Source organism: Acidovorax sp. FJL06 (assembly GCF_003852545.1).
Classification (GTDB): domain Bacteria; phylum Pseudomonadota; class Gammaproteobacteria; order Burkholderiales; family Burkholderiaceae_C; genus Acidovorax.
Window position 1 is genome coordinate 72,807 of sequence record NZ_QAJR01000034.1, and the last position, 19,571, is coordinate 92,377.

Here is a 19,571-nt window from a genome sequence, read left to right on the forward strand (position 1 = left end):
CGCAAAACAGGTTCAGGCAAGTGGCCTGCCATGGTGCACAGACCGTTGTTGCATTCTTATTTGCGCAGGTCCTTTTATGTTTTGGTGGTGACGCGCGAACGCTCCACGAAGCGGTGCGAGAAATACGTGCCCAGGCCCACGACGACAACGGCCAGCACGCCCAGGGCAGCACCCGGCCCACGGCCCGAGATGCTCTGCATGTACAGGTAGATGCCGTAGCTCATGGGCGCCTGGCTCTGGGCCGATGCCAGCAAGATGGTGGCCGACAGTTCCACGGCCGCCGTGATGAAGCTGGTGACGAAGCCCGCAAGGATGCCGCCCGCCATCAGCGGCACCATCACGCGCCGGATGGTGGACAGCTTGCTGGCGCCCAGGCTTTGCGCGGCCTCTTCCAGCGACACATGCACCTGCTGCAGCGCGGCCATGCACGAGCGCAGCGCATAGGGCAGGCGCCGCACCGCATAGGCCAGCATGATGAGCACCCAGGTGGTGATCATGGGCGTGTCGGTAAAGGGCAGGTTCACCCCCTTGAACAAACGCAGGTAGCCGATGGCCAGCACCAGGCCGGGGATGGCCAGCGCGGCCGAGGCCAGGTAGTCCAGCCACTGGCGGGCCGGCAGCTGGGTGCGCAGGATAAGGTAGGCGATGGCCGTGCCGATCACCACATCCAGGCCCGCCGCCATCACGCAGTACAGCAAGGTGTTGCCGATCATGCCGCCGGCATCGTGGAACACGGTGGCGTAATGCTCCAGCGTGTAGGAATCGGGCAGCACCGAGAAGCTCCAGACCTTGGAGAACGACATCAGCAAAATGCCCAGGTGCGGCGCCAGGGTGACGAACAGCACGAACAGGATCCAGCCGTAGGCCAGCACCGACTCCCAACCGGTCAGCTCCCGCTTCTGCAGCGAATTGCCGCCCTTTTGCATGGTGGCGTAGTCCTTGCCCTTCATCACGCGGGCGGCCATCCACAGCGCCAAGATCGAGAAGCCGATCATGATCACGCTAATCACGTAGCCCAGCGGGTCGTCGATGCCCACCGAGGTGATGCGCAGGTAGGCCTGGGGCGCGAGCATGTTGGTCACGCCCATCACCAGCGGCGTACCCAGGTCGTCGAACACCTTCACGAACACCAGCGCAGCCCCCGCCAGGTAGCCCGGCATGGCCAGCGGGAAGATCACGCGCCGGAACAGCCGCCAGCCGCGCGCGCCCAGGTTCAGGGCCGACTCTTCCATGGCGCCATCGATGTTGCGCATCGAGGCCACCAGATTCAGCAGGATGAACGGGAAGTAGTGAATGCTCTCGACAAAGGTCACGCCGACCAGCCCGTCCATGATGGGGATGGTGAAGCCGAACCAGTCGTTCAGCAGCAGGTTCATCGAGCCGCTGCGCCCGAAGATGAGCTGCAGCGCCACGGCGCCCACGAAGGGCGGCATGATGAGCGGCAGCACGCCCAGCGTCTGGATCAGCAGCGCACCGCGGAACTCGAAGCGCACCGTGAGGTAGGCCAGCGGAATCGCGATGACGCTGGCGAAGAACACGCTGGCCAGCGACACGATGAGGCTGTTGAAGAACGACTCGCGGAACACCGACTGGGCAAAGAAGTTGCCGAAGTGCCCCAGCGTGAGCCCCCCTGATTCATTGACGAAGGCCGTGTAGATGACCATGCCCACGGGCACGATCAGGAAGCACAGCAAAAAGGCCAGGATGAGAAGGAACGCCGCCCAGGGGCCAAGGCCCGAAAGCGCGTGCCACGGGCGCAAGCCCGCCGTGGGCAGGCCGGCGGCGCCGGGCTGCGTGGTAGTAGCTGACATGGTGGTTTCTCCGCAGGTGCCGGCCGCGCCCTCTGGCGCGGCGGCATGGGTTTTTTATTTCGCCAGGCTGCGCGCCTCGTTGGCAAGCTGCAGTGCACGCTCGTAGTTGCCGCGTGCCTTGTCGGCCCAGACTTGCTCCAGGCCGGTGAGTTGCTTGGACACCGCCACTTCGCGGCGGTTCTTGCGGAAGAGGTCCAGGAACTCTTCGTTCTTCACGTTGGCCTCCCCCACCAGCGGCGAATAGGCCACAGACCGCGCCTGCACCAGCAGCTCATTGCCACGCGCATTGGGCTTGGCCTTGAGCGCCTTGGCCGCCTCGTGGATGGCACGCGTGGCGGCCTGCAGCTCCTTGAGGCGGAAGGTCACCATCTGGTCAAACAGGCTGGTGACCACCTGGTAGCGGTTTTCGGACAGCTCCGCATCGAACTGCACCTTGGCGCGCTGCGCCACTTCCTGCGGCACAGGGTAGCCCGCAGGCGCCTTCAGGCTGCTGTAGGGCAGGATGGGCAAGCGGCTGATCTTGGGATCGAACAGCAATTGCTGGCCCTCGGTGGACATGCTGAAGGCCATGAACTTGCGCGCCTCCTCGGTGTTCTTGCCGCCTGCGATCAACCCGATGCTGGCCGGCACCACCGCCGTCATGGCCGGGTAGGTAAAGTCCACCGGAAAGCCCGAATACTTGCCGGCCAGGCCAAAGAAGTCGATCACGATGCCGATGCCGTACTGGCCGTTGTTCACGCCATCGGGCACCGCGAAGCTGCGGTCGGTGACAGCAGCGGCATTGCCCATCATGGCCAGCAGCTGCGACCAGCCCTTGTCCCAGCCCTCGCCCTGCAAGATGGTCTCGACCGTGAGCTGGGTCGTGCCCGAGCGCGATGGGGAGGAAATGGCCACGTGGCCAAAGTACTCGGCCCGCGTGAGGTCGCTCCACTCCTTGGGCGCCGGCAGCTTGTGGGCCTGCAGGTAGCGGGTGTTCCACATGATGCCGTAGCCCGCCAGCGCCTGGCCGTAGTACAGGCCCTGCGGGTCGTTGAGCGGGTAGGCACCGATCTTGGCCGGAGCGATGGGGTTGCGGGTGTCCGGCGCGGCCTGCAGAAGCTTGTTGCGGGCCAGCACCTCGAAGGCATCGGGGGCCGACGCCCACATGATGTCGGGCCGCTGGCCTTCAGGCAGCTCGCGCACATAGGCAATCGCCGCCGTGGTGTTCTTGTTCAGGATCTCGACCTTGATGCCCGGGTTCTTGGCCTCGAAGGCCTTCTGGTAGGCCGTGGTCAGCTCCTTGGGAAAGGAGGTGAGCACCGTCACGGTGCCCGCCTGCGCGCCCTGCACTGCACACAACAAACCGGCGGCCAGGGCCCCCGCACAAAGAATGCGCTGCATGGATGTCTCCTTATGTTCTGGTGCATGCAATGTAGGTGGCCCGTGCGGCGGCGGCCAATCATTGTTTTTGATGCGGAACATCAGTCGCGCGGCCTGTCGGGTTATCCCTGAGAACCTGCGACCCGTTGGATCGGCAAGGCCCGTTGTGCACGAACTCAGGGTAATCCTGCGGCGGTGAGCCGTGCAAATGTCGGAATTCAGACATTGCGGATAGCCACCCGTCCCTAGCATGCAGCGCTGCGCCATACGGAACTGAAAGTGAAAGTGAAGGCGTGCCTCGCAACAAGCAAAGGATGGTCATGAAAGCATGGATCGCAGGAATATCGGCAATGTGTTGGGCAGCAGCCACCTGGGCTGCGCCGGCGGAGCTGGGGGGCGTGAAGATTGAGCCCACGGCACAGGTTGCAAACGCCCCCGCGCTCACGCTCAACGGTGCCGGCCTGCGCATGGCGGGCAACAACAAGATCACGGTGACGCAGGTGTATGCGCTCAAGCGCTTTTCCAGCATGGAAGAGTTCCTGTCCATGCCCGGCCCCAAACGCTTTGTCGTCACCTACCTGCGGGAGTTTCCGGGGGGCATTCCGTACAAGAACCTGTCACGGGGCATCGAGGACAACCTGCCCAAGAGTTCGCGCTCCCTGTTGATCCCCAGCCTGATGCGCCTGAGCGACGCCCTGGCGTCGGTCAAGCGCATCGCACCGGGCGACCAGATGACCGTGGATTGGGTGCCGGGCGTGGGCAGCGTGGTCTCGATGCAAGGGCGCCAGCTCCTGGACCCGTTGCCTTCACCCGAACTGTTTCAGGGCTACGTGGCCATGTGGATAGGGGCGGCGCCGCTGGATGCTGCCGTCAAAGGCGCGCTGCTGGGCCAGGACTGAGCCCAGCGGCAATAGCTTACGCGCACCCTTGCGCTCACGATAACCGCCCTGCCTGCCCGGGCCGTGGCTCCGTTGCGAGCCCACGGTTCGCTGTGCGATGATCGTAACGCAATGTGTTCAGAATTATTTCAAGATTGTGCTGCGTATGATTTCCTCCATCCTCGTCGTTGATGACTCAAAAAGTTCCCGCAAGATCAATCTCGCCATGGTGCGGGAGTTGACGGGCGAGAACGTGACATGCCTGGAAGCCGACAGTGGTGAAGTGGCGCTGGATATTCTGGGCAGCCAGCGTGTCGATGTCGTGCTGCTGGATCTGACCATGCCAGGGATCAGTGGCTTCGACGTGCTGGCCCAGATGCGCAGCAAGCACCTCCATGGACGCGTCATCGTGGTCAGTGCCGACATCCAGCGCCTGGCCAAGGAGCGCGTGGCTTCGCTGGGCGCCACCGGCTTCATCGAAAAGCCCATCAAGATCGAGGCCCTGCGCGCCATGCTGACCCAGCTGGGAGCCATCCATGAGTGAAGAACTTTTCAACGAAGACGAGCGCGACGTCCTGGGTGAGATGGTCAACATCGCCATGGGCAAGGCGGGCGCCACGCTGGCCGAGGCGTTTGCCGGTTTCGTGAACCTGCGCGTTCCCGAGATCCGCGCCGTCAGCGCCGAGGACCTGCGCGAAACCCGCGCCCGGCTGATGCACACCTACGAGCGCATCAGTGTGCTGGAGCAGGAGTTCTTTGGCGAGTTCGCCGGCACCATCGCCGTGGTCTACGGCCCCGCCAGCTATGCGGCGCTGCGCCAGGTGCTGGGTTTTGACGACCGTGCGGGCGATGGCCGGCGCCAGCGCGAGGAACTGTTGCTGGAATTGGGCAATGCCCTGGCCAGCACCTGCGTGCAGGAAATCAGCACCTTGCTGGAGTTGCGCACCGGCCTGCGCCCGCCGCGCGTGATGGCCTTCGACGTGCCCACCAGCGAAGCCGATTGGCATCTGTTTGGCGAATTGGAGACGCTGGCCGGGCAGATGCTGCTGATCGACATCGTCTTCCACCTGGAGGGCCATGAGGTCCCCTTCGAGCTGATGGTGACCGTGCAGCAAAACTGCCTGCCTGCGCTCAAGCAAGCCCTGGCCAAGCGCATCTGATGGGTGCCCTGGTCATGAAGTCTTTGCAAAACGCCAGCCTGGATGCCACTGACATCGTCGACAACCTGTTGACCGTGGGCATCGTCGTGGTCGACCGGCGCTTCACGGTCATCATGTGGAACCGGTTCATGGAGCTCAACAGCAACCTGCGAGCCGAAGACATCCTGGGCAAAAACCTGTTCGATGTCTTTCCAGAACTCAACCGCAACTGGCTGGAGAAGAAAATCCGCAGTTGCCTGGTGCTGCGCTCCGCCTCGTTCAGCTCATGGCAGCAAAGGCCCTATTTGTTTCGCTTCAAGGCCTCCAACATGCTGTCGCTGGAGACCGACCACATGTACCAGGACGCCGCCATCTTCCCGGTGCGCGACGCCGCAGGCCTGGTGGAAGGCGCCTGCATCGCCATCCACGATGTGACCGAACTGGCCGAAGCCAAGCGCCTGCTGGACCTGTCGCTGGACCAGGCGCTGGATCTGGAAGAGTCCAACCGGCGCGACGCGCTCACCGGGCTGTTCAACCGCAAGTTCTTCGACGAGCAGATTTCGCAGGAAGTGGTCACCGCACGGCGCCACAACCGCCCGCTGGCCCTGGCCATGATCGACATTGACCACTTCAAGACGATCAATGACACCTATGGCCATGTCGCCGGAGACCGCGTGCTGCGCGCCTTGGCCACACTGCTCAACAACATGCTGCGCGGCTCGGACTATCTGTGCCGCTATGGCGGCGAAGAGTTTGGCCTGATCCTGCCGCAGATCTCGCCGGAGCACGCAGGCATCCTGCTGGAGCGTCTGCGCAAGGCGGTAGAAAATGCCGATACCCTGCTGGACGATGGTGTGACCGTCGTCAAGTTGACCATCAGCGTGGGCGTGATGCCCCTGCGCGAAGGTGTGGCGCCCGGCACCATGGTGCGCATGGCCGATGAGCTGCTTTACGCCTCCAAGCAGGCCGGACGCAACTGCGTGAGCCTGTACAAGCCCGAGGTTGCGCCCGTACCGACCGAATCCCGCTGACAGGACTGCCCCGCCTGGCGTACAAAGGTCCGACTAGCAGTCGCAGACCCGGTTTGCGATGCTGCATGCCCACGCAGCACTGCAGATTAAAGATCAGCAAACTCAGCCAGGCGCTGCAGGTCGGCGATTTCACAGCGGCCATAGGCCATGCGCACCAAGCCCTTGCGCTCCAGGGCCCCCACCAGCAGGTTGGCCGACTGGCGTGAGCAGCACGCCAGTCCGGCCAGGCGGGCCTGGGTGACCACGAGCACCGCCCGGCCGCTCACCAGGCCCTGCTCGCGCGCCAGCAGGCCAATCAGCTTGGCCATGCGATGCTCGGGCGCAACCAGCACCGACTGGCCCGCCCACTCCGTCAGCAACTGCATGCGCGCCCCCACCTCACCGATGATGAGCGGGTACAGCTGGGGAAACTGTTCGCAGCAGGTGCGCAAGTCGCCCACACCAAGCGCCGCCAACTGGCTGTTCGCGCTGCAGCAGGTGTCAAAGCGCGGGGGCTGCGGCGTGAACACCTGCATCCAGCCCGCCCAATGGCCCGGTCCCAGAGAGCTGACAACGACCTCCTTGCCCGCCGCACTGCGGCTGACCAGGTCCACACTGCCCCGCAGCACCAGGCGCACATGGCGTGGCAATTGCCCAGCAGGGCTCAGCACCGAGGGGGACTTGTAGCGCTCGATCACGGCCCGGCGGGTGACCCAGTCCAGCGCCTCAGCCCCCACCTGGCCGAACAGGGTGTTTGCCACCGCAGCGCGCAGATCAATGCCGCTGGGCCCGGCCGCTCCACCAAAGCCGCACATGCGCTGCTACCGGGAAAGCACCGGCCCCGGGCTGGCCACGTGCGCCGGCTGACCCCGTACGGTGCCGGCCAGTGCCTCCGCCTGGAGCGGTGCGGGCTGCGCGCAGTCGCCTGCGCTTTGCAAGTAGGCCATCAACTCGGCTTCGGTGCTGAAGGTGCGAACCCAATGCGACTCCGGCTGCCAGCCCGCAGTGGTCAGTTGGGCCAGCACCACGGTCTTCAGGCCGCAGATGCAGAACGGAACCTGGCGCTGGCGCAGCATGTGGGTGGTCGCCAGAAACGACTCCGCGCCCGTGGCATCCAGCCAGTTGATGGAGCCGGCGAAAAGACAAACCCGCCGGGTGTCCGGGTGGTGGTCCAGATGGCGTGCGATGGCATCCACGAAGGCGGCCGAGGTGGCGAAGTCCAGGGCGGCATCGAAGCGGATGGCATGGGTATGGGCCTGCAGCGGCGGCAAGGCCCAGTGGTGGCGGTCGCGCAGGCTGCCGTCGGGGTGCAGGCCCACCTCCACCACGCGCGGATGCAGGCGGCGCACATGGAAATGCGCCAGCGACAGCAGCATGCCCAGCGCGATGCCGCCATAGAGATTGGGCGCGGTGGCGATCGTGGCCACAAAGGTCAGCAGCGCAATGCAGGCCTCCACGCGCGAGAAGCGCCACAGCGCCTGGAACTGGCGGGGCTTGATCAAGCCCACCACCGCCACCAGCACCACGGACGCCAGCACCGGCCTGGGCACCAAGGCCAGGACGGGCGCACAGAACAGCAGCATCAGCAGCACGACCCCCACCGCGAACACCGAGGCCCAGGCGCTGCGCGCTCCGGCGAAGATGTTGAGCGCCGTGCGCGAGAACGATGCGCTGGTAGGAAAGGCGCCGCACAGGCCCGCCGCGATCTTGGCCAGACCCTGGCCCACAAGCTCCTGGTCCTTGCGCCAGCCGCCTGCACCCGCCAGATCCGTGCGCGCCGCGGAGGCTACCTCCAGAAAGCTCACCAGGGCAATGATGAGCGTGGGCGCCAGCAGATGCCCCAGCGTTTCCAGCGGCGGTACAGCGGGCCATTGCAGGGCCGGAAACCCTTGTGGCAATTCACCGATGACCGCCCCGCCCGCCTGCGCGTAGCCCAGCCCATGCGAAATCGCCGCACTGCCCAGGACCACGACCAGCACCGTGGGAAAGGTGGGCCACGCCTTGCGCGCGGCCCACAGCAGCAGGAAACTACCCACCCCGAACAGCGTTGATGGCAGGTGCCACGCCGCCGCGCCATCGAAGACCGTCGCCAGGGACGGCAGCCCCAGCACGGCGGCCAGCTGCGTTCCGATGATGAGCACCGCCGCCGCCTGGGTGAACGCCATCATCACCGGGCTGTTGACCAGGCGGATGATCCACCCCAGCCGGGCCATGCCCAGCACCAGCTGCAGGGCCCCGGTGGTCAGCGCCAGCCAGACGGCCAGCTCCACCCAGTGCGCGCTGCCGGGGCTGGCCAGGCCGGACAGCGCGGAATACACCAGCAGGCAGGTCAGGGCCGTGGGGCCCACGGCAACGCGCGGCGCCGCGCCGAACAAGGCCGCCACCACGGAGGGCAGCAAGGACGCATAGACACCGGTGATGGGCGGCATGCCGGCCAGCGCGGCATAGGCCACGCTCTGCGGCACCACCATCAGGCCGACAACGATGCCCGCGCGCAGATCGGCGCGCAGCAGGCCGCCGGTGGGGCGGGGCCAGCGCAGGAAGGGGAACAGTCGGCCTGTCACGTTGCCATCAGTTGGCGCCCGCCCGCCGGCCCGGCAGGGGCGGCCAGTCGGGGCTGTGCGGGGGCATGCACCGACGCCGGCAGTTGAAACTGGCTCACGATGCCGGCCAGGCGCAGGGATTGGTCCTTGAGACTGGCCGACGCTGCGGCAGACTGCTCGACCAGCGCGGCGTTCTGCTGCGTCATCTGGTCCAGATGCCCCACGGCCTGGTTCACTTCGGACAGGCTGGAGCTCTGCGCCGATGCCGACTGCGTGACGGCCTCGATCACATGGCCGACCCGGTGCACCGAATCCACGATTTCCTGCATGGTGGCGCCCGCGCTGGCGACCAGTTGCGTGCCGGAAACGACACTGTCCACCGAGGCCGTGATGAGCTGCTTGATCTCCTTGGCCGCAGAGGCCGAGCGCTGGGCCAGGGCGCGGACCTCTGCAGCCACCACCGCAAAGCCCCGCCCTTGTTCGCCGGCACGGGCCGCCTCCACCGCAGCGTTGAGCGCCAGGATGTTGGTCTGGAACGCGATGCCGTCGATGACCGAGATGATGTCGGCAATCTTGCGCGAGCTGTTCTGGATATCTTCCATGGTGGTCACCACGTTGCCCACCACCTCGCCACCGCGGGTGGCCACCTGGGTGGCGGAACTGGCCAGCTGGTTGGCCTGGTGGGCCGAGGTGGCGCTGTGGCGCACGTTGTCGGTCAGCTGCTCGATGGAGGCGGCGGTTTCCTGCAGGCTGCTGGCCGCGTTCTCGGTCCGGTTCGAAAGGTCCTGGCTGCCATGCGCGATCTCGCTGGCCGCGGTATGGATGGAATGGCTGGTCTCCAGGATATCGCCAATCAGCTCCGCCAGGCGGCGCACCGTGGCCTGCAGCGACGCCTGCAACCGGCCCAGCTCATCGCTGCCACCGTCGGGCACCGGGATGTCCAGCCGGCCCTGGGCAATGGCCTCGCTCACCACCATGGCCTGGCGGATCTGCGTGACGATGCCGCGCCCCACCCACCACGCCACGCCACCAGCCAGAGCGACAGCCACTGCAATCAGTGCCACAGCGATCATCCGGGCCCGGTTTGCAAGCTGCCCAGTCTCCTCCCGCAGCCGCCCCACTTCGGCATGGGCCGAATCCGACACCGATTTCAGGGCCGCAAAGGTTTTGGCAAAGGCCCGCTCGGCGCTTGTCAACATCGGCATGGCCATGGCCATGTTGGTCTGCGCGTTGGCCAGCGCGGACATCCCCATCTTCTGGTAAGTGGGAATCGTCTCGGTGATGGATGCCAGGGCCTGGCGGTCCTCAGGCCTGGCCTTCTCGTCCAGGCTGCGCAAGATCTGGACAATGGCCTGGCACTCGGACTGCAGCCACTGGCTGCTCGCCTGGATGTCCTTGGGCTCCAGGCTCTCCGACAGCAGCACCGTCCGGTACAGCGCCGCATTCAGCGCGAGCATGCGGGCTCTCACGTCGTCCAGTTCACTCTGCACAGCCACATGGTCGTCCAGCAGTGCCCCGAAAGAGGCATTCAGGGTACCAATAGACCACACACCCACGGCCCCCACCACGACCAGGAACACCGTGATCACCAGGGGGGCCAGCAAAACCCGATACAGCAGCTTCATAGGCAGCCTCTGTTGAAGTGGAACACCCCCGGCCGCGTGCCGGGGGCAACGTTGGCAGCGTTGTTGGCGCTTATTGCAGGATGACGCACGCCAGGGTCTTGGCGTCGATCTTTTCGCAGAAGGCGTGCTGGGGCACGGCCTTGGCCGAGTTGCCGACGGCGAACTTGTACTGCGCCTCCCACTGCGACTTGCCCGCATTGATGGGACCCACGATCTGCTTGACGATGGGCGTGCCGTCGATGTCGGCAAAGTCGGCAGGGAACTCATTGCCCACCAGCTTCTGGTTCTTGGCATTGGCCAGCACCATGGCCGCGCTGGTGGCGATCATGCAGCCGAAGCCTTTCTTCTCCTTGCACTTGGTGGCGTCGGTGCCGGCGTTAATGGCCTCGGCCGCCTTGCCAACCCCTTGTGCCTTGGCTTGCGCCACGATGCTGGAGAGCATGGACTTGGCCTCATCGGGGGTCGCCTGGGCCTGGGCGAACATGGGCAGGGCGACAAGCAGCGCGATGCCTGCATTGCGAAACAGGGGGTACATGGAAATCCTCACAAACAAACAAGCTGGCGCTGTAACCAAGCCACAGCGCAAAGGAAAGAAGAACTGGTAACGCTCAGGCGCCCTGCTGGATGAAGTCGGCGACGCGCTCACCCATCACGATGCAAATGGCATTGGTGTTGGTGGAGGCGATGGTGGGCATGGCCGACCCATCGGCGATACGCAAGCCCTGCAGGCCATGCACACGCAGATGCGGATCGACCACAGACTGGGCCGCGTCGCTGCCAATGCGGCAGGTACCCACCGGATGCCATGCGGTCGCACCGGTGGCGCGCAGGTAGTCGATCAGCGCCTCATCGCTGCCGCAGGAGGGTCCGGGACGCTCTTCTCCAACAATCCACCGGGCCATGGGCCCGGCCGCCGCAATGCGCCGCGTCATCTTCAGCGCGGTCAGGCAGGCATCAACGTCGCGCGCATCCGTGAAGTGGTTGGAGATCATGCGCGCGTTCGCAGCAGGGTCCCGCGAGGTGATGTGGGCCGACCCGCGCGAATGCGGCCGGATCTGGAACGAAGCGATGGTCACCCCGTCGTGTTGATCAATCTCCACCTTGCCCTTGCCCCGGTTGCCCGAAGTGGAAATCTGCTGAATCTGCAATTTCACATCGGCTTTGGCACCACCGCTTTGCTCGGGCACAAAGGCCTGCGCCGTGATCGTGTTGCTCGACAACGGGCCATCGCGGCGGGTGACATAGCGCAGGCCCGCCCCCAGCTTGCCCACCGCGCTGTTCAAGGTGCCGTTCCAGCTCACACCCGGCTTGGTGCGGTAGACGATGGGGCTGTAGACATGCTCGGAGAGGTTCTCGCCCACCATGGGCAGCTCATGCAGCAGAGGCACGCCGGCCGCGCCCAGCACCTCGCGGCGGCCCACCCCTGAAAGCTCCAGCAGCTGTGGCGTGTTGAAGGCACCGCCACACAGGATGATCTCCTTGCGCGCATTCAGCGACACCTCGCGCCCAGCGCTGCGGGCCTCGATGCCCACGGCGCGCTTGCCGTCAAAACGGATGCGCGTGGCAAAGGTCTCAGTCATCACTGTCAGGTTGGGACGGCCCTCGGCTGGGTCCAGGTAGGCCATGCGGGTGTTGCAGCGCACACCGTTGCGGGTGTTCATCTGCATCCTGGAACCACCAAATCCACCCGCGTTGTAGTCCTTGACCCGCGGGCCCACCTTGGCCGCAACGATGGCGTCCAGAAAGTCATCAGCCAGCGAATTGTTGGACTGGAACTCGGTGATGGTCATGGGGCCCGAGGCACCCCGGTATGCCGAGTCACCACCCTTGAAGCTCTCGATCTTGCGGAACCAGGGCCGCAGTTCGTCATACGACCATCCCGGGCAACCATCAGAAGCCCACTCGTCGTACAGATGCGGTGTGCCATGCACCCACACCATGCCATTGACGGTGCTCGACCCGCCCGTGGCCCAGCCCCGGGGCCAATAGATCTTGCGGTCGTGCAGTTGTGGATCGGGCTCGGTGAAGAAGTCGCGCAGGTAAATGCCTCGGCTCAGCACCTCGGCCACGCCGAGAGGGATCTTGGTCCAGATGTTCTTGTCGCGCGGGCCGGCCTCCAGCAGCAGCACGCTGTGCTGGCCGGACTCGGACAGGCGGGCCGCGGCGGCGGCGCCGCCAGAGCCTGCGCCCACCACGATGTAGTCAAAGGTATCGGTATTCATGGGGTTGGTCTCCATCGGAGTCATGCGCCGCAGGCTTGTGCAGCTGTATCAAAGAGCGCCAGGAACGGCTCAACCGCTGTCGCCTGCTGAGGCGTCACCGCACCCTGGGTGGCCAACAGCTCGCGGACACTGGTCTGCCCCAGGTAGAAGCGGGCCCAGTCGGCATGGGTGACGCGCAGGACCAGGTCGCCCTCCTCGGCCGCCCCCGGTGCCGCCAGGTATTCGCAGATGCCATTGCGAACCTGCAGGCCGTGGCACTGGGCTTTGTCGGTGATCTCGACACGCAGGCGCAGGCGCTGCTCACCGGCCTTGGCCGGGTCCAGGCGGATGCGGAAGAAGTTGACGTAGCGACCGGGCTCCGCCGCGAGAATGGCCTCCAGGTTCGGCAGCACCGAGCGCACCGGGGCGATCTTTTCTTCCAGTTCCAGCGCCTGGGTCAAGCAGAAGTGGCGCGCAATCGTGTTCGGAGCGCGGTAGGCAATCTGCCGCAGCGTTTCCGCCTGAGCCACACGGTATCCGACCTTGGCGGGCTCGGTGGCCAGCAGCCAGCCCACCAGCCGGCTCGCCCAGACCAGATCGCCCGCAGCCATGGCCTCCTGGTATTGCTGGAACACGGTGGCCGCCCCGCCAAAGCCCTTGACGATGCGCGCGGCCTCCTCGGCCAGCGGCAGGCGGTGGACGCTGGCCGCATCGCCATCGAACCAGCCAAAGACATGGTGGTACAGGTGCAGCGGAAAGTAGAAAAATTCGCTGTAGATCTCGGCGTTGTTCGGGAATGCGGCAAGCGCCTCAGGCAGGCGGACAAAATCCTTCAGGGCGTCGGGCGACAGGCCCTTGTTGATGCCGCGCAGGGTCTGGTCGATCATGTAGCTGATCGCGTCCATGTACAGCTCCAGCGACTGGCGGACTTCGTCCTTGCCCACCACCGGCAGCGCATGGGTGTTGACCAGGTACTTGGGTGCAATGTCGCGGATCACGCGCAGACCGTTGCGCCACGAGGTCGGGTCGCGGAACACATCGCCGCGCAGGGTGTAGAAGTTGAACAGGCTGGGCCACAGGAAGTTGTTGTAGACCGCATCGAGTTCGGGAATCCAGGTCGTCAGGCTGTCTTCCGAGTCGGAGAAATACTTTGTGAAGAACTGCATGCGCAGTCCGGCCACCACCATCTCCTGCCCGTCCTGCACCAGGTGCGTGGCCAGGGCCGTGCCCTTGGCCTTGCCGGGGGGAATGATGGCGCCCAGGCCGGTGTCCGCGCCGCTCTGGGGCAGGTGCAACGCAAACTGGCGCTCGTAGCGCGCGGTCAGTGCCGGCATGGCCTCGGGGAACTCGCCGCCCGAGGCAAAGCCGGTGGCGATCTCGGTCAGGTACTTGTTGACATCGTGGTGGCCGATGATGATGGCGTCGGGCGCCTCGCGCAGGAAAGCCTGCGTGCCATGGGCGTAGTGGTTGTGGCTGTAGATGATGGCCTTGATCGGCTTGTCGCTGACCTTGCGGAACTCGGCCAGGGCCTTTTCGCCGTCTTCCAGGTCGTCCCCGGTGTCGAAGATCACCAGGCCCTCGGGGGCCTCGATCATCATGCGGCTGGAAATGCCGATACCCACCAGGTTCCAGATTTTGGGCGCCACTTCGATCATCTTGGGCGCCACGGCAAAGGTGGCGGTGATGGCCTTGAGGGTGGACGCGGCCACGCGCGCGCCACGGGGACCGTCCATCAGGGGAATGTCTTGACCACGGTAGCGGTCGAGTGGGTGCGTCATGTTTTGTCTCCGTCAAATACCGGTGCCGGGCAACCAGGCCCCCAAAACAGCCTCTCCCAGCTTGCGATCTCCGCTGATCGCGAGTTCGGCCGATGCCAGCGTGGCAAGGTCCGCCACGTCGCCAGCAACCAGCGCGGCCCATTGCGCCAACCCTATGCAGACATGGGCATCGGGCTTGCCGCCGCTCAAGCATGGCGTGACCGCAACCACGCCATTGCGCAGGTTCAGGGTGAAATCGGCTGCGTCGATGCTGAGGTGCACGCAGCGGCTGCCTTCAGCACTCAGGGCGGGATCGACACGAAAACGCATGGCATTGACATAGGTGGCCACCGGCATCTGGCGGACCGTAGCGGCCGTCACAAAGCGGATGGGCGGCTGGCGGGTATCGACCAGCCCTTCCAGTTCACGCGCCTGCGTCAGATACCACGACCGGGTGTTGGAAGCCGTGGTCACCTGCCCCATGGCACGCAGGGCATCGGCCTTGGTCTGCCGCGCCTCAGCATCACAGGCGCCCGCACGCAGGGCTTGGGTGGCGAGCTCAGCCGCCCACTGGTACTCCTTGTTCGCCAGCGCCTGTCGCGCCTGAGCCAGTACGGCCCCAGTGCCGCCAGCCAGGGCACACCAGCGTTGGGCCGACTCCTGCTCAGGCAGCCGGTGCAATTCGACCGTGTCCGAGCCGAACCAACCGACCAGGCCGGTATAGATTTGCCGCACGTAGTACGGCAGCTCGCCGTAGTACTGCCCCGTCAGCCGCCCTTCGGCCAGCGCCTTGGGCAGTTGGACGAACCGCACCAGCTCATCGGGCGACATGCCGCGGTTAATGCCGCGCACGGTCTGGTCGTAGGTGAACTGGATGCAATCCCGGTATTCGGTCACTGCGCGCCGCACTTCGTCCTCGCCGCTGATAGGCACGCCATGCACGCCCACCAGATGGCGCGGCTGCAGCTCCAGGATCTTGTCCAGGCCAGGCAGCAGACGGGCCGGGTTGCGGAACATTTCGCCACGCAGGGTGTAGATGTTGAACATCACGGGCCAGGCGATGTTGTTGATGACCACGCCGTCGTCGGGCATCCAAGTCAGCAGGGTGTCGTCCGTGTCCCCGGCGTGGTGCCAGAACTGGAACGGCACACCGTCGATGCGCTCGCTCTGACCGTCGTCCAGCCAACGGTTAGGGCGCACAAAGCCCGGCTGCGGCTGGTAGCGATCCAGCGGAAAGAAGGTTTCGCCCAGGCCCTGGTTGGGCATGGAGTCCGGCCCATCCGCCGGCAGGAACATGCCAAACTGCATGGCCACGCGCCGGGTCAGGAAGGGTGCCAGATCGCCCAAGGCGCGCGACATCACCTGCATCAGGTCCTTGTGGGCGTAGATGGGCAGCGCATCGTCCTGCCCCGCGGGCACGTAGGTGCGAGACCCCAGCGCATAGTGGCTGTGCGTGTAGATCAGCGCACTGACTGGACGGTCGGTCACGGTGCGGAAGTCCTCCAGCTGCTCCGCCGACTGCTGCACACAATCACCCGTGTCCACCACGATCATCCCCTGCTCACCCAGCACCATGGTCGAGTTGCCCAGGCAACTGCCCAACTGGCAGTAAACCCGGTCGGTGACCTTGTGCAACTTGCGGGAAAGGGCATGCCCGTGCGCCACATAGGCCGCGTTGGCCACTGCACCTCGGGCACTGGTCACCACTTCGACGGGATGTCCCATGTATGGATTGCTCATAGATATACCTTTGAAATTTGCTGTATCAGTTCAATTGAAGGTTGGCGTCTTTGACGGCTTCTGTCAGCCATGCCAGTTCTTTAGACACCAGGTTCTCGAAGGACTGGACGGTGGGGCTGGAAAGCGGCGTGGTGCCCATGCCCGCAAATTTCGTCTTCACATCGTCCGATGCAACAGCCACGGCAATCTGCTCCCGCAGCTTTTCCACGATGGTGGACGGCGTGCCCTTGGGTGCCGCCACTCCACCCCAAAAAACCAGGGGCGGATCATCGAAACCCGCTTCCTTGAGGGTGGGAACGTCTGGCATCGAAGGGTGCCGCTGGCTGTCGATCACGGCCAGGGGGCGAACCATGTTTTTCTGAACAAACTGCAAGGTCAAGGCCATGGCCAGCCCCAGGTACTGGATGTCCCCGGTGATCAGTGCCGTGGTGGCATCCGGCATGCCCTTGTAAGGCACATGGACGGCATTGAGGCCATGCCGCTTGCTGAAATTGGACGACCACAGGTGTTCGATGGTGCCCGGCCCCACCGAGCCGTAATTCACCGAGCCAGGCTTGGCCCTGGCAGCGGCCACCAGGTCTTGCACCGTTTTGTACGGTGAAGAAGCGGGCGCCACCAGCACGGCAGGCATGGAGCCGATCAGCGAAATCGGCGTGAGGGACTTCAGCATGTCGAAGCGCTTCAACGCCACCTGCGCTGCAATCATGCCGGGGTAGATGTGCATCAGCGTGTAGCCATCGGCAGCGGCTTGTGCCATGGCCTGCATGGCGATCACGAAACTGCCTCCAGGCCGGTTGTCCACGACGAAGGATTGCTTCATCTGGTTCTGAAGCGCGTAGGTCAGCACCCGTGCCGAAGCATCGGCAGCGCCGCCAGCCGGCAAGGGAACGATGAGCTTGATCGGCCCCTTGGCGGGGTAGGCGTCCTGCGCCCAGGCGCCCGCCGGGCTCAGGGCGCCTGCGCCCAGGGCGGCCATCGAGGCCAGGAACTGGCGACGGTCGGTGAATGTCTTCATGGCTTGTCTCCTTGTGGTTTATAAAATGTCGTCTTGCGCAAAGAATTCACTGGGCCTCGAGCGCGGCGGCGCGCATCATGCGTTCGGTGGCGGGTACTTCTGCGGCCAGCGCAGCGGTAAAGGCCTGGCTACCGCCGCTGGCCACTTCGGACCCGGTGGCCTCGATTTTTTCGCGCACGGCCGGCAGGGCCAGCACCAGTCGCATGGCGGCTTCGATGCGCTGCACCACCGGTGCCGGTGTGCCCGCAGGCACCGAGAGGCCACCGAATGAAACCACCGTGATGTCTGGAAATCCGCTCTCGACCAGCGTCGGCACGGTCGGCAGGCGCGGGTTGCGCTGCGCGCCGGTCACGGCCAGGGCGCGCAGCCGGCCGGCCTGCACCTGCGGTGCGGCCACGCCCACGATGGGCAATGAAAACTGAATCTCGCCCGCCAGCACGGCCATGACAGTCGCCGCGGCGCCCTTGTAGGGCACATGCACGGCCTGGACATGGGCGGCCTGCAGCAGCCATTCGGCCGCCAAGTGCGAGGGCGTGCCGCTGCCGCCCGAGCCGTAGCTGGCGGCGCCCGGCTTGGCACGCAGGCGCTGCAGCAGATCGGCCACGCTGCGGATGTCGGAGCGGGCATCCACCACCAGCACGGCATCGGAGCTGGCGATCATGGACACATGAACGAAGTCCTTCATCGCGTCATAGCCCGGCGCCTTGTAGATCCGCATGTTGGCCGCCAGCGGCGAGCCCGAATAGAGCCAGGTGCTGCCATCGGCCGGCGCACGGCGGGCGAGCTGGGCGCCCAAGTTGCCCGCTGCGCCGGGCTTGTTGTCGATCACGATCGGCTGCTCCAGCACCTTGGACAGCGCTTCGCCAACGATGCGGCAATGGATGTCCGGCGACGAGCCGGCCTGGTACGGAACGATCCAGCGGATGGCCCGACCGGCATCGGCCGGCTGAGCGCTGGCAGTGGCAGGTGCCAGCCAAGCCAGGCAGGCCAGGCCCAGCGCTTGCAACAGGGAACGGCGCGTATTCATGGCAGTCAGGCCGCAGCGGGCACCAGAATGGATTGCGGTTCGAGGTAGGCCTTCAGGCCTTCAGGCCCGAATTTGCGGCCCAGGCCCGAGTGCTTGACGCCGCCAAACGGCATGCCCAGGTCCATTTCGGCGCCGTTGATGTGCACCATGCCGGCCTGCAGTCGGCGGGCCACCTGCCGGGCCTGTTCCGCCCCACCCACCACATAGGCCGACAGGCCGAACTCGCTGCGGTTGGCCAGTTCGACGGCCTCGTCCACGTCGCCATAGTCCTGGATCACGAGCACCGGGCCAAACGCTTCTTCCTGGACGATGAACGCATCGTCGGGCACGCGGCTGAACACGGTGGGGCGGGCATAGCAGCCCGCTTCCAGCCCCTGCGGATGGCCGGTGCCGCCAGCGACAAGGTGGGCGCCATCGCGCAGGCCATGCTCGATAAAGCGCTGCACGGTCTGGTAATGCATCTCGTTGCCCAGGGGCCCCATCTGGGTGCCTGGCTCGGCCGGGTCACCAATCACGAGGTGGTTGGCGACGGCTGCCGCCACAGCCTCGGCCTCGGCCAGACGCTCGCGCGGCACCAGCAGGCGCGCCGGGGCGTTGCAGGACTGCCCGCTGTTGCGCAGCAGTCCGGTCATGCAGGCCTTCACGGCAGCGGGCAGGTCCGCATCGGGCAGCACGATGAAGGGCGACTTGCCGCCCAGCTCCAGCACCACGCGCTTGGACTGGGCCACCGAGGCCTGGCCAATCGCATTGCCCGCCGCCACCGAGCCCGTGAAGGACACCATGGCCACGGCGGGGTCGCCCACCAGGCGCCGGCCCACCACATGGCCGTTGCCCAGCACCATGTTGAAGGCACCGGGCGGCAGGCCGGCGTCGTGCATGACCTGGGCCAGCAGCACGGCGGTGGCCGAAGCGTGCTCGCTGGGCTTCCAGACCGTGGCGCAGCCGGCGGCCAGCGCGGGCAGCAGCACGCCCATGGGGCCGTTGAGCGGCCAGTTCCACGAGGTGATGCACAGGCTCACGCCCACGGGCTGCTGCAGCAGCAGATGCGGGCCCCGCTGCTCCTCGAACGGGAAATCCGCCAGCACGCGGCTCCAGGCCTGCACCTGCATCAGACCGGCCGGCACCTGCAGGCGCTCGCACAGCATGCGCGGTGCGCCCAGGCTTTGCTGCACGGCGTCCACCAACGCGGCCTGGTGCTTGCTGTAGCTGGCGGCAATGCGCTGCAGCATGTCCAGGCGCTCCTGGCGCGTGGTCAGCGCCAGAGCGGCCTGGGCGGTTTGTGCTGCCTGCACGGCAGCATCGGCATCGGCTTCGCTGCCAAACCGCGTGTGCGACAGCGGCTGGCCCGTGGCAGGGTTGAAGGACTCGAACGACTCGGCCCCCGTGCTCTCGACCCACTGGCCGTTGATGTAATGCCGGGTATAGCGGTTGATGGCGGTGCTCATGGGCGATGCCTCCTCGGATCG

General features: G+C 65.6%; 16 protein-coding genes. 4 read left to right on the forward strand and 12 right to left on the reverse strand.

The window, feature by feature from the left end; all coding sequences use genetic code 11:
• Nucleotides 1–74 precede the first annotated feature (74 nt).
• Both DBV10_RS18775 and DBV10_RS18780 read right to left on the reverse strand, forming a co-directional pair.
• The gene (locus DBV10_RS18775; RefSeq protein ID WP_124515121.1) at nucleotides 75–1,811 is read right to left on the reverse strand and encodes an iron ABC transporter permease; all 1,737 of its coding nucleotides are present in this window, start codon (nucleotides 1,809–1,811) and stop codon (nucleotides 75–77) included.
• Nucleotides 1,812–1,865: 54 nt separating this feature from the next.
• Nucleotides 1,866–3,191 carry an ABC transporter substrate-binding protein gene (locus DBV10_RS18780; protein ID WP_124515122.1) on the reverse strand — a complete coding sequence of 442 codons (1,326 nt, stop codon included), beginning with the start codon at nucleotides 3,189–3,191 and terminating at the stop codon, nucleotides 1,866–1,868.
• A gap of 329 nt (nucleotides 3,192–3,520) precedes the next feature.
• On the opposite strand from DBV10_RS18780, the gene DBV10_RS18785 reads away from it, so the two are divergent.
• The 4 genes from DBV10_RS18785 to DBV10_RS18800 all read left to right on the forward strand — a co-directional run bounded on the left by DBV10_RS18785 (nucleotide 3,521) and on the right by DBV10_RS18800 (nucleotide 6,218).
• Nucleotides 3,521–4,069 carry a chalcone isomerase family protein gene (locus DBV10_RS18785; RefSeq protein ID WP_158616831.1) on the forward strand — a complete coding sequence of 183 codons (549 nt, stop codon included), beginning with the start codon at nucleotides 3,521–3,523 and terminating at the stop codon, nucleotides 4,067–4,069.
• 145 nt (nucleotides 4,070–4,214) lie between these two features.
• Nucleotides 4,215–4,592, forward strand: a complete 378-nt coding sequence (locus DBV10_RS18790; RefSeq protein ID WP_124515124.1) for a response regulator — start codon at nucleotides 4,215–4,217, stop codon at nucleotides 4,590–4,592.
• Complete coding sequence (locus tag DBV10_RS18795) at nucleotides 4,585–5,208, forward strand: hypothetical protein (protein ID WP_124515125.1); 624 nt, start codon at nucleotides 4,585–4,587, stop codon at nucleotides 5,206–5,208. Before DBV10_RS18790 ends, DBV10_RS18795 begins: the two co-directional genes overlap by 8 nt.
• Before the next feature lie 14 nt (nucleotides 5,209–5,222).
• Nucleotides 5,223–6,218, forward strand: a complete 996-nt coding sequence (locus DBV10_RS18800) for a GGDEF domain-containing protein (protein WP_158616832.1) — start codon at nucleotides 5,223–5,225, stop codon at nucleotides 6,216–6,218.
• 86 nt (nucleotides 6,219–6,304) lie between these two features.
• Here the strand turns inward: DBV10_RS18800 and DBV10_RS18805 are convergent, their stop codons facing one another.
• The 10 genes from DBV10_RS18805 to DBV10_RS18850 all read right to left on the reverse strand — a co-directional run bounded on the left by DBV10_RS18805 (nucleotide 6,305) and on the right by DBV10_RS18850 (nucleotide 19,550).
• A complete protein-coding gene (locus DBV10_RS18805) occupies nucleotides 6,305–6,958 on the reverse strand; it encodes a Crp/Fnr family transcriptional regulator (RefSeq protein ID WP_158616833.1) in 654 nt (217 codons plus the stop codon).
• Between the two features lie 60 nt (nucleotides 6,959–7,018).
• Nucleotides 7,019–8,761, reverse strand: coding sequence for a SulP family inorganic anion transporter (locus DBV10_RS18810; protein ID WP_233589977.1), 1,743 nt, complete (start codon nucleotides 8,759–8,761; stop codon nucleotides 7,019–7,021).
• The gene (locus tag DBV10_RS18815; RefSeq protein WP_233589978.1) at nucleotides 8,758–10,365 is read right to left on the reverse strand and encodes a methyl-accepting chemotaxis protein; all 1,608 of its coding nucleotides are present in this window, start codon (nucleotides 10,363–10,365) and stop codon (nucleotides 8,758–8,760) included. The genes DBV10_RS18810 and DBV10_RS18815 overlap by 4 nt, the downstream gene beginning before the upstream one ends.
• Nucleotides 10,366–10,435: 70 nt before the next feature.
• A complete protein-coding gene (locus DBV10_RS18820) occupies nucleotides 10,436–10,900 on the reverse strand; it encodes a hypothetical protein (protein WP_124515128.1) in 465 nt (154 codons plus the stop codon).
• A 73-nt stretch (nucleotides 10,901–10,973) separates the two neighbouring features.
• On the reverse strand, nucleotides 10,974–12,587 hold the full coding sequence (locus DBV10_RS18825; RefSeq protein ID WP_124515129.1) for a GMC family oxidoreductase: 1,614 nt from the start codon (nucleotides 12,585–12,587) through the stop codon (nucleotides 10,974–10,976).
• Between the two features lie 20 nt (nucleotides 12,588–12,607).
• Entirely contained in the window at nucleotides 12,608–14,344 is a 1,737-nt protein-coding gene (locus DBV10_RS18830; RefSeq protein ID WP_124515130.1) for an alkyl sulfatase dimerization domain-containing protein, read from the reverse strand.
• Between the two features lie 12 nt (nucleotides 14,345–14,356).
• On the reverse strand, nucleotides 14,357–16,048 hold the full coding sequence (locus DBV10_RS18835) for an alkyl sulfatase dimerization domain-containing protein (protein WP_158616834.1): 1,692 nt from the start codon (nucleotides 16,046–16,048) through the stop codon (nucleotides 14,357–14,359).
• Between the two features lie 40 nt (nucleotides 16,049–16,088).
• Nucleotides 16,089–17,078 carry a tripartite tricarboxylate transporter substrate binding protein gene (locus tag DBV10_RS18840; RefSeq protein WP_124515132.1) on the reverse strand — a complete coding sequence of 330 codons (990 nt, stop codon included), beginning with the start codon at nucleotides 17,076–17,078 and terminating at the stop codon, nucleotides 16,089–16,091.
• A 46-nt stretch (nucleotides 17,079–17,124) separates the two neighbouring features.
• The gene (locus DBV10_RS18845; protein WP_233589979.1) at nucleotides 17,125–18,105 is read right to left on the reverse strand and encodes a tripartite tricarboxylate transporter substrate binding protein; all 981 of its coding nucleotides are present in this window, start codon (nucleotides 18,103–18,105) and stop codon (nucleotides 17,125–17,127) included.
• A 5-nt stretch (nucleotides 18,106–18,110) separates the two neighbouring features.
• The gene (locus DBV10_RS18850; protein ID WP_124515134.1) at nucleotides 18,111–19,550 is read right to left on the reverse strand and encodes an aldehyde dehydrogenase family protein; all 1,440 of its coding nucleotides are present in this window, start codon (nucleotides 19,548–19,550) and stop codon (nucleotides 18,111–18,113) included.
• Between the last annotated feature and the right edge of the window lie 21 nt (nucleotides 19,551–19,571).

Coding starts and splice junctions, on each gene's coding strand:
- DBV10_RS18775 (WP_124515121.1), bottom strand. CDS start 1,811: ATGTCAGCTACTACCACGCAGCCCGGCGCCGCCGGCCTGCCCACGGCG.
- DBV10_RS18780 (WP_124515122.1), bottom strand. CDS start 3,191: ATGCAGCGCATTCTTTGTGCGGGGGCCCTGGCCGCCGGTTTGTTGTGT.
- DBV10_RS18785 (WP_158616831.1), top strand. CDS start 3,521: ATGTGTTGGGCAGCAGCCACCTGGGCTGCGCCGGCGGAGCTGGGGGGC.
- DBV10_RS18790 (WP_124515124.1), top strand. CDS start 4,215: ATGATTTCCTCCATCCTCGTCGTTGATGACTCAAAAAGTTCCCGCAAG.
- DBV10_RS18795 (WP_124515125.1), top strand. CDS start 4,585: ATGAGTGAAGAACTTTTCAACGAAGACGAGCGCGACGTCCTGGGTGAG.
- DBV10_RS18800 (WP_158616832.1), top strand. CDS start 5,223: ATGAAGTCTTTGCAAAACGCCAGCCTGGATGCCACTGACATCGTCGAC.
- DBV10_RS18815 (WP_233589978.1), bottom strand. CDS start 10,365: ATGAAGCTGCTGTATCGGGTTTTGCTGGCCCCCCTGGTGATCACGGTG.
- DBV10_RS18820 (WP_124515128.1), bottom strand. CDS start 10,900: ATGTACCCCCTGTTTCGCAATGCAGGCATCGCGCTGCTTGTCGCCCTG.
- DBV10_RS18825 (WP_124515129.1), bottom strand. CDS start 12,587: ATGAATACCGATACCTTTGACTACATCGTGGTGGGCGCAGGCTCTGGC.
- DBV10_RS18830 (WP_124515130.1), bottom strand. CDS start 14,344: ATGACGCACCCACTCGACCGCTACCGTGGTCAAGACATTCCCCTGATG.
- DBV10_RS18835 (WP_158616834.1), bottom strand. CDS start 16,048: ATGGGACATCCCGTCGAAGTGGTGACCAGTGCCCGAGGTGCAGTGGCC.
- DBV10_RS18840 (WP_124515132.1), bottom strand. CDS start 17,078: ATGAAGACATTCACCGACCGTCGCCAGTTCCTGGCCTCGATGGCCGCC.
- DBV10_RS18845 (WP_233589979.1), bottom strand. CDS start 18,105: ATGAATACGCGCCGTTCCCTGTTGCAAGCGCTGGGCCTGGCCTGCCTG.
- DBV10_RS18850 (WP_124515134.1), bottom strand. CDS start 19,550: ATGAGCACCGCCATCAACCGCTATACCCGGCATTACATCAACGGCCAG.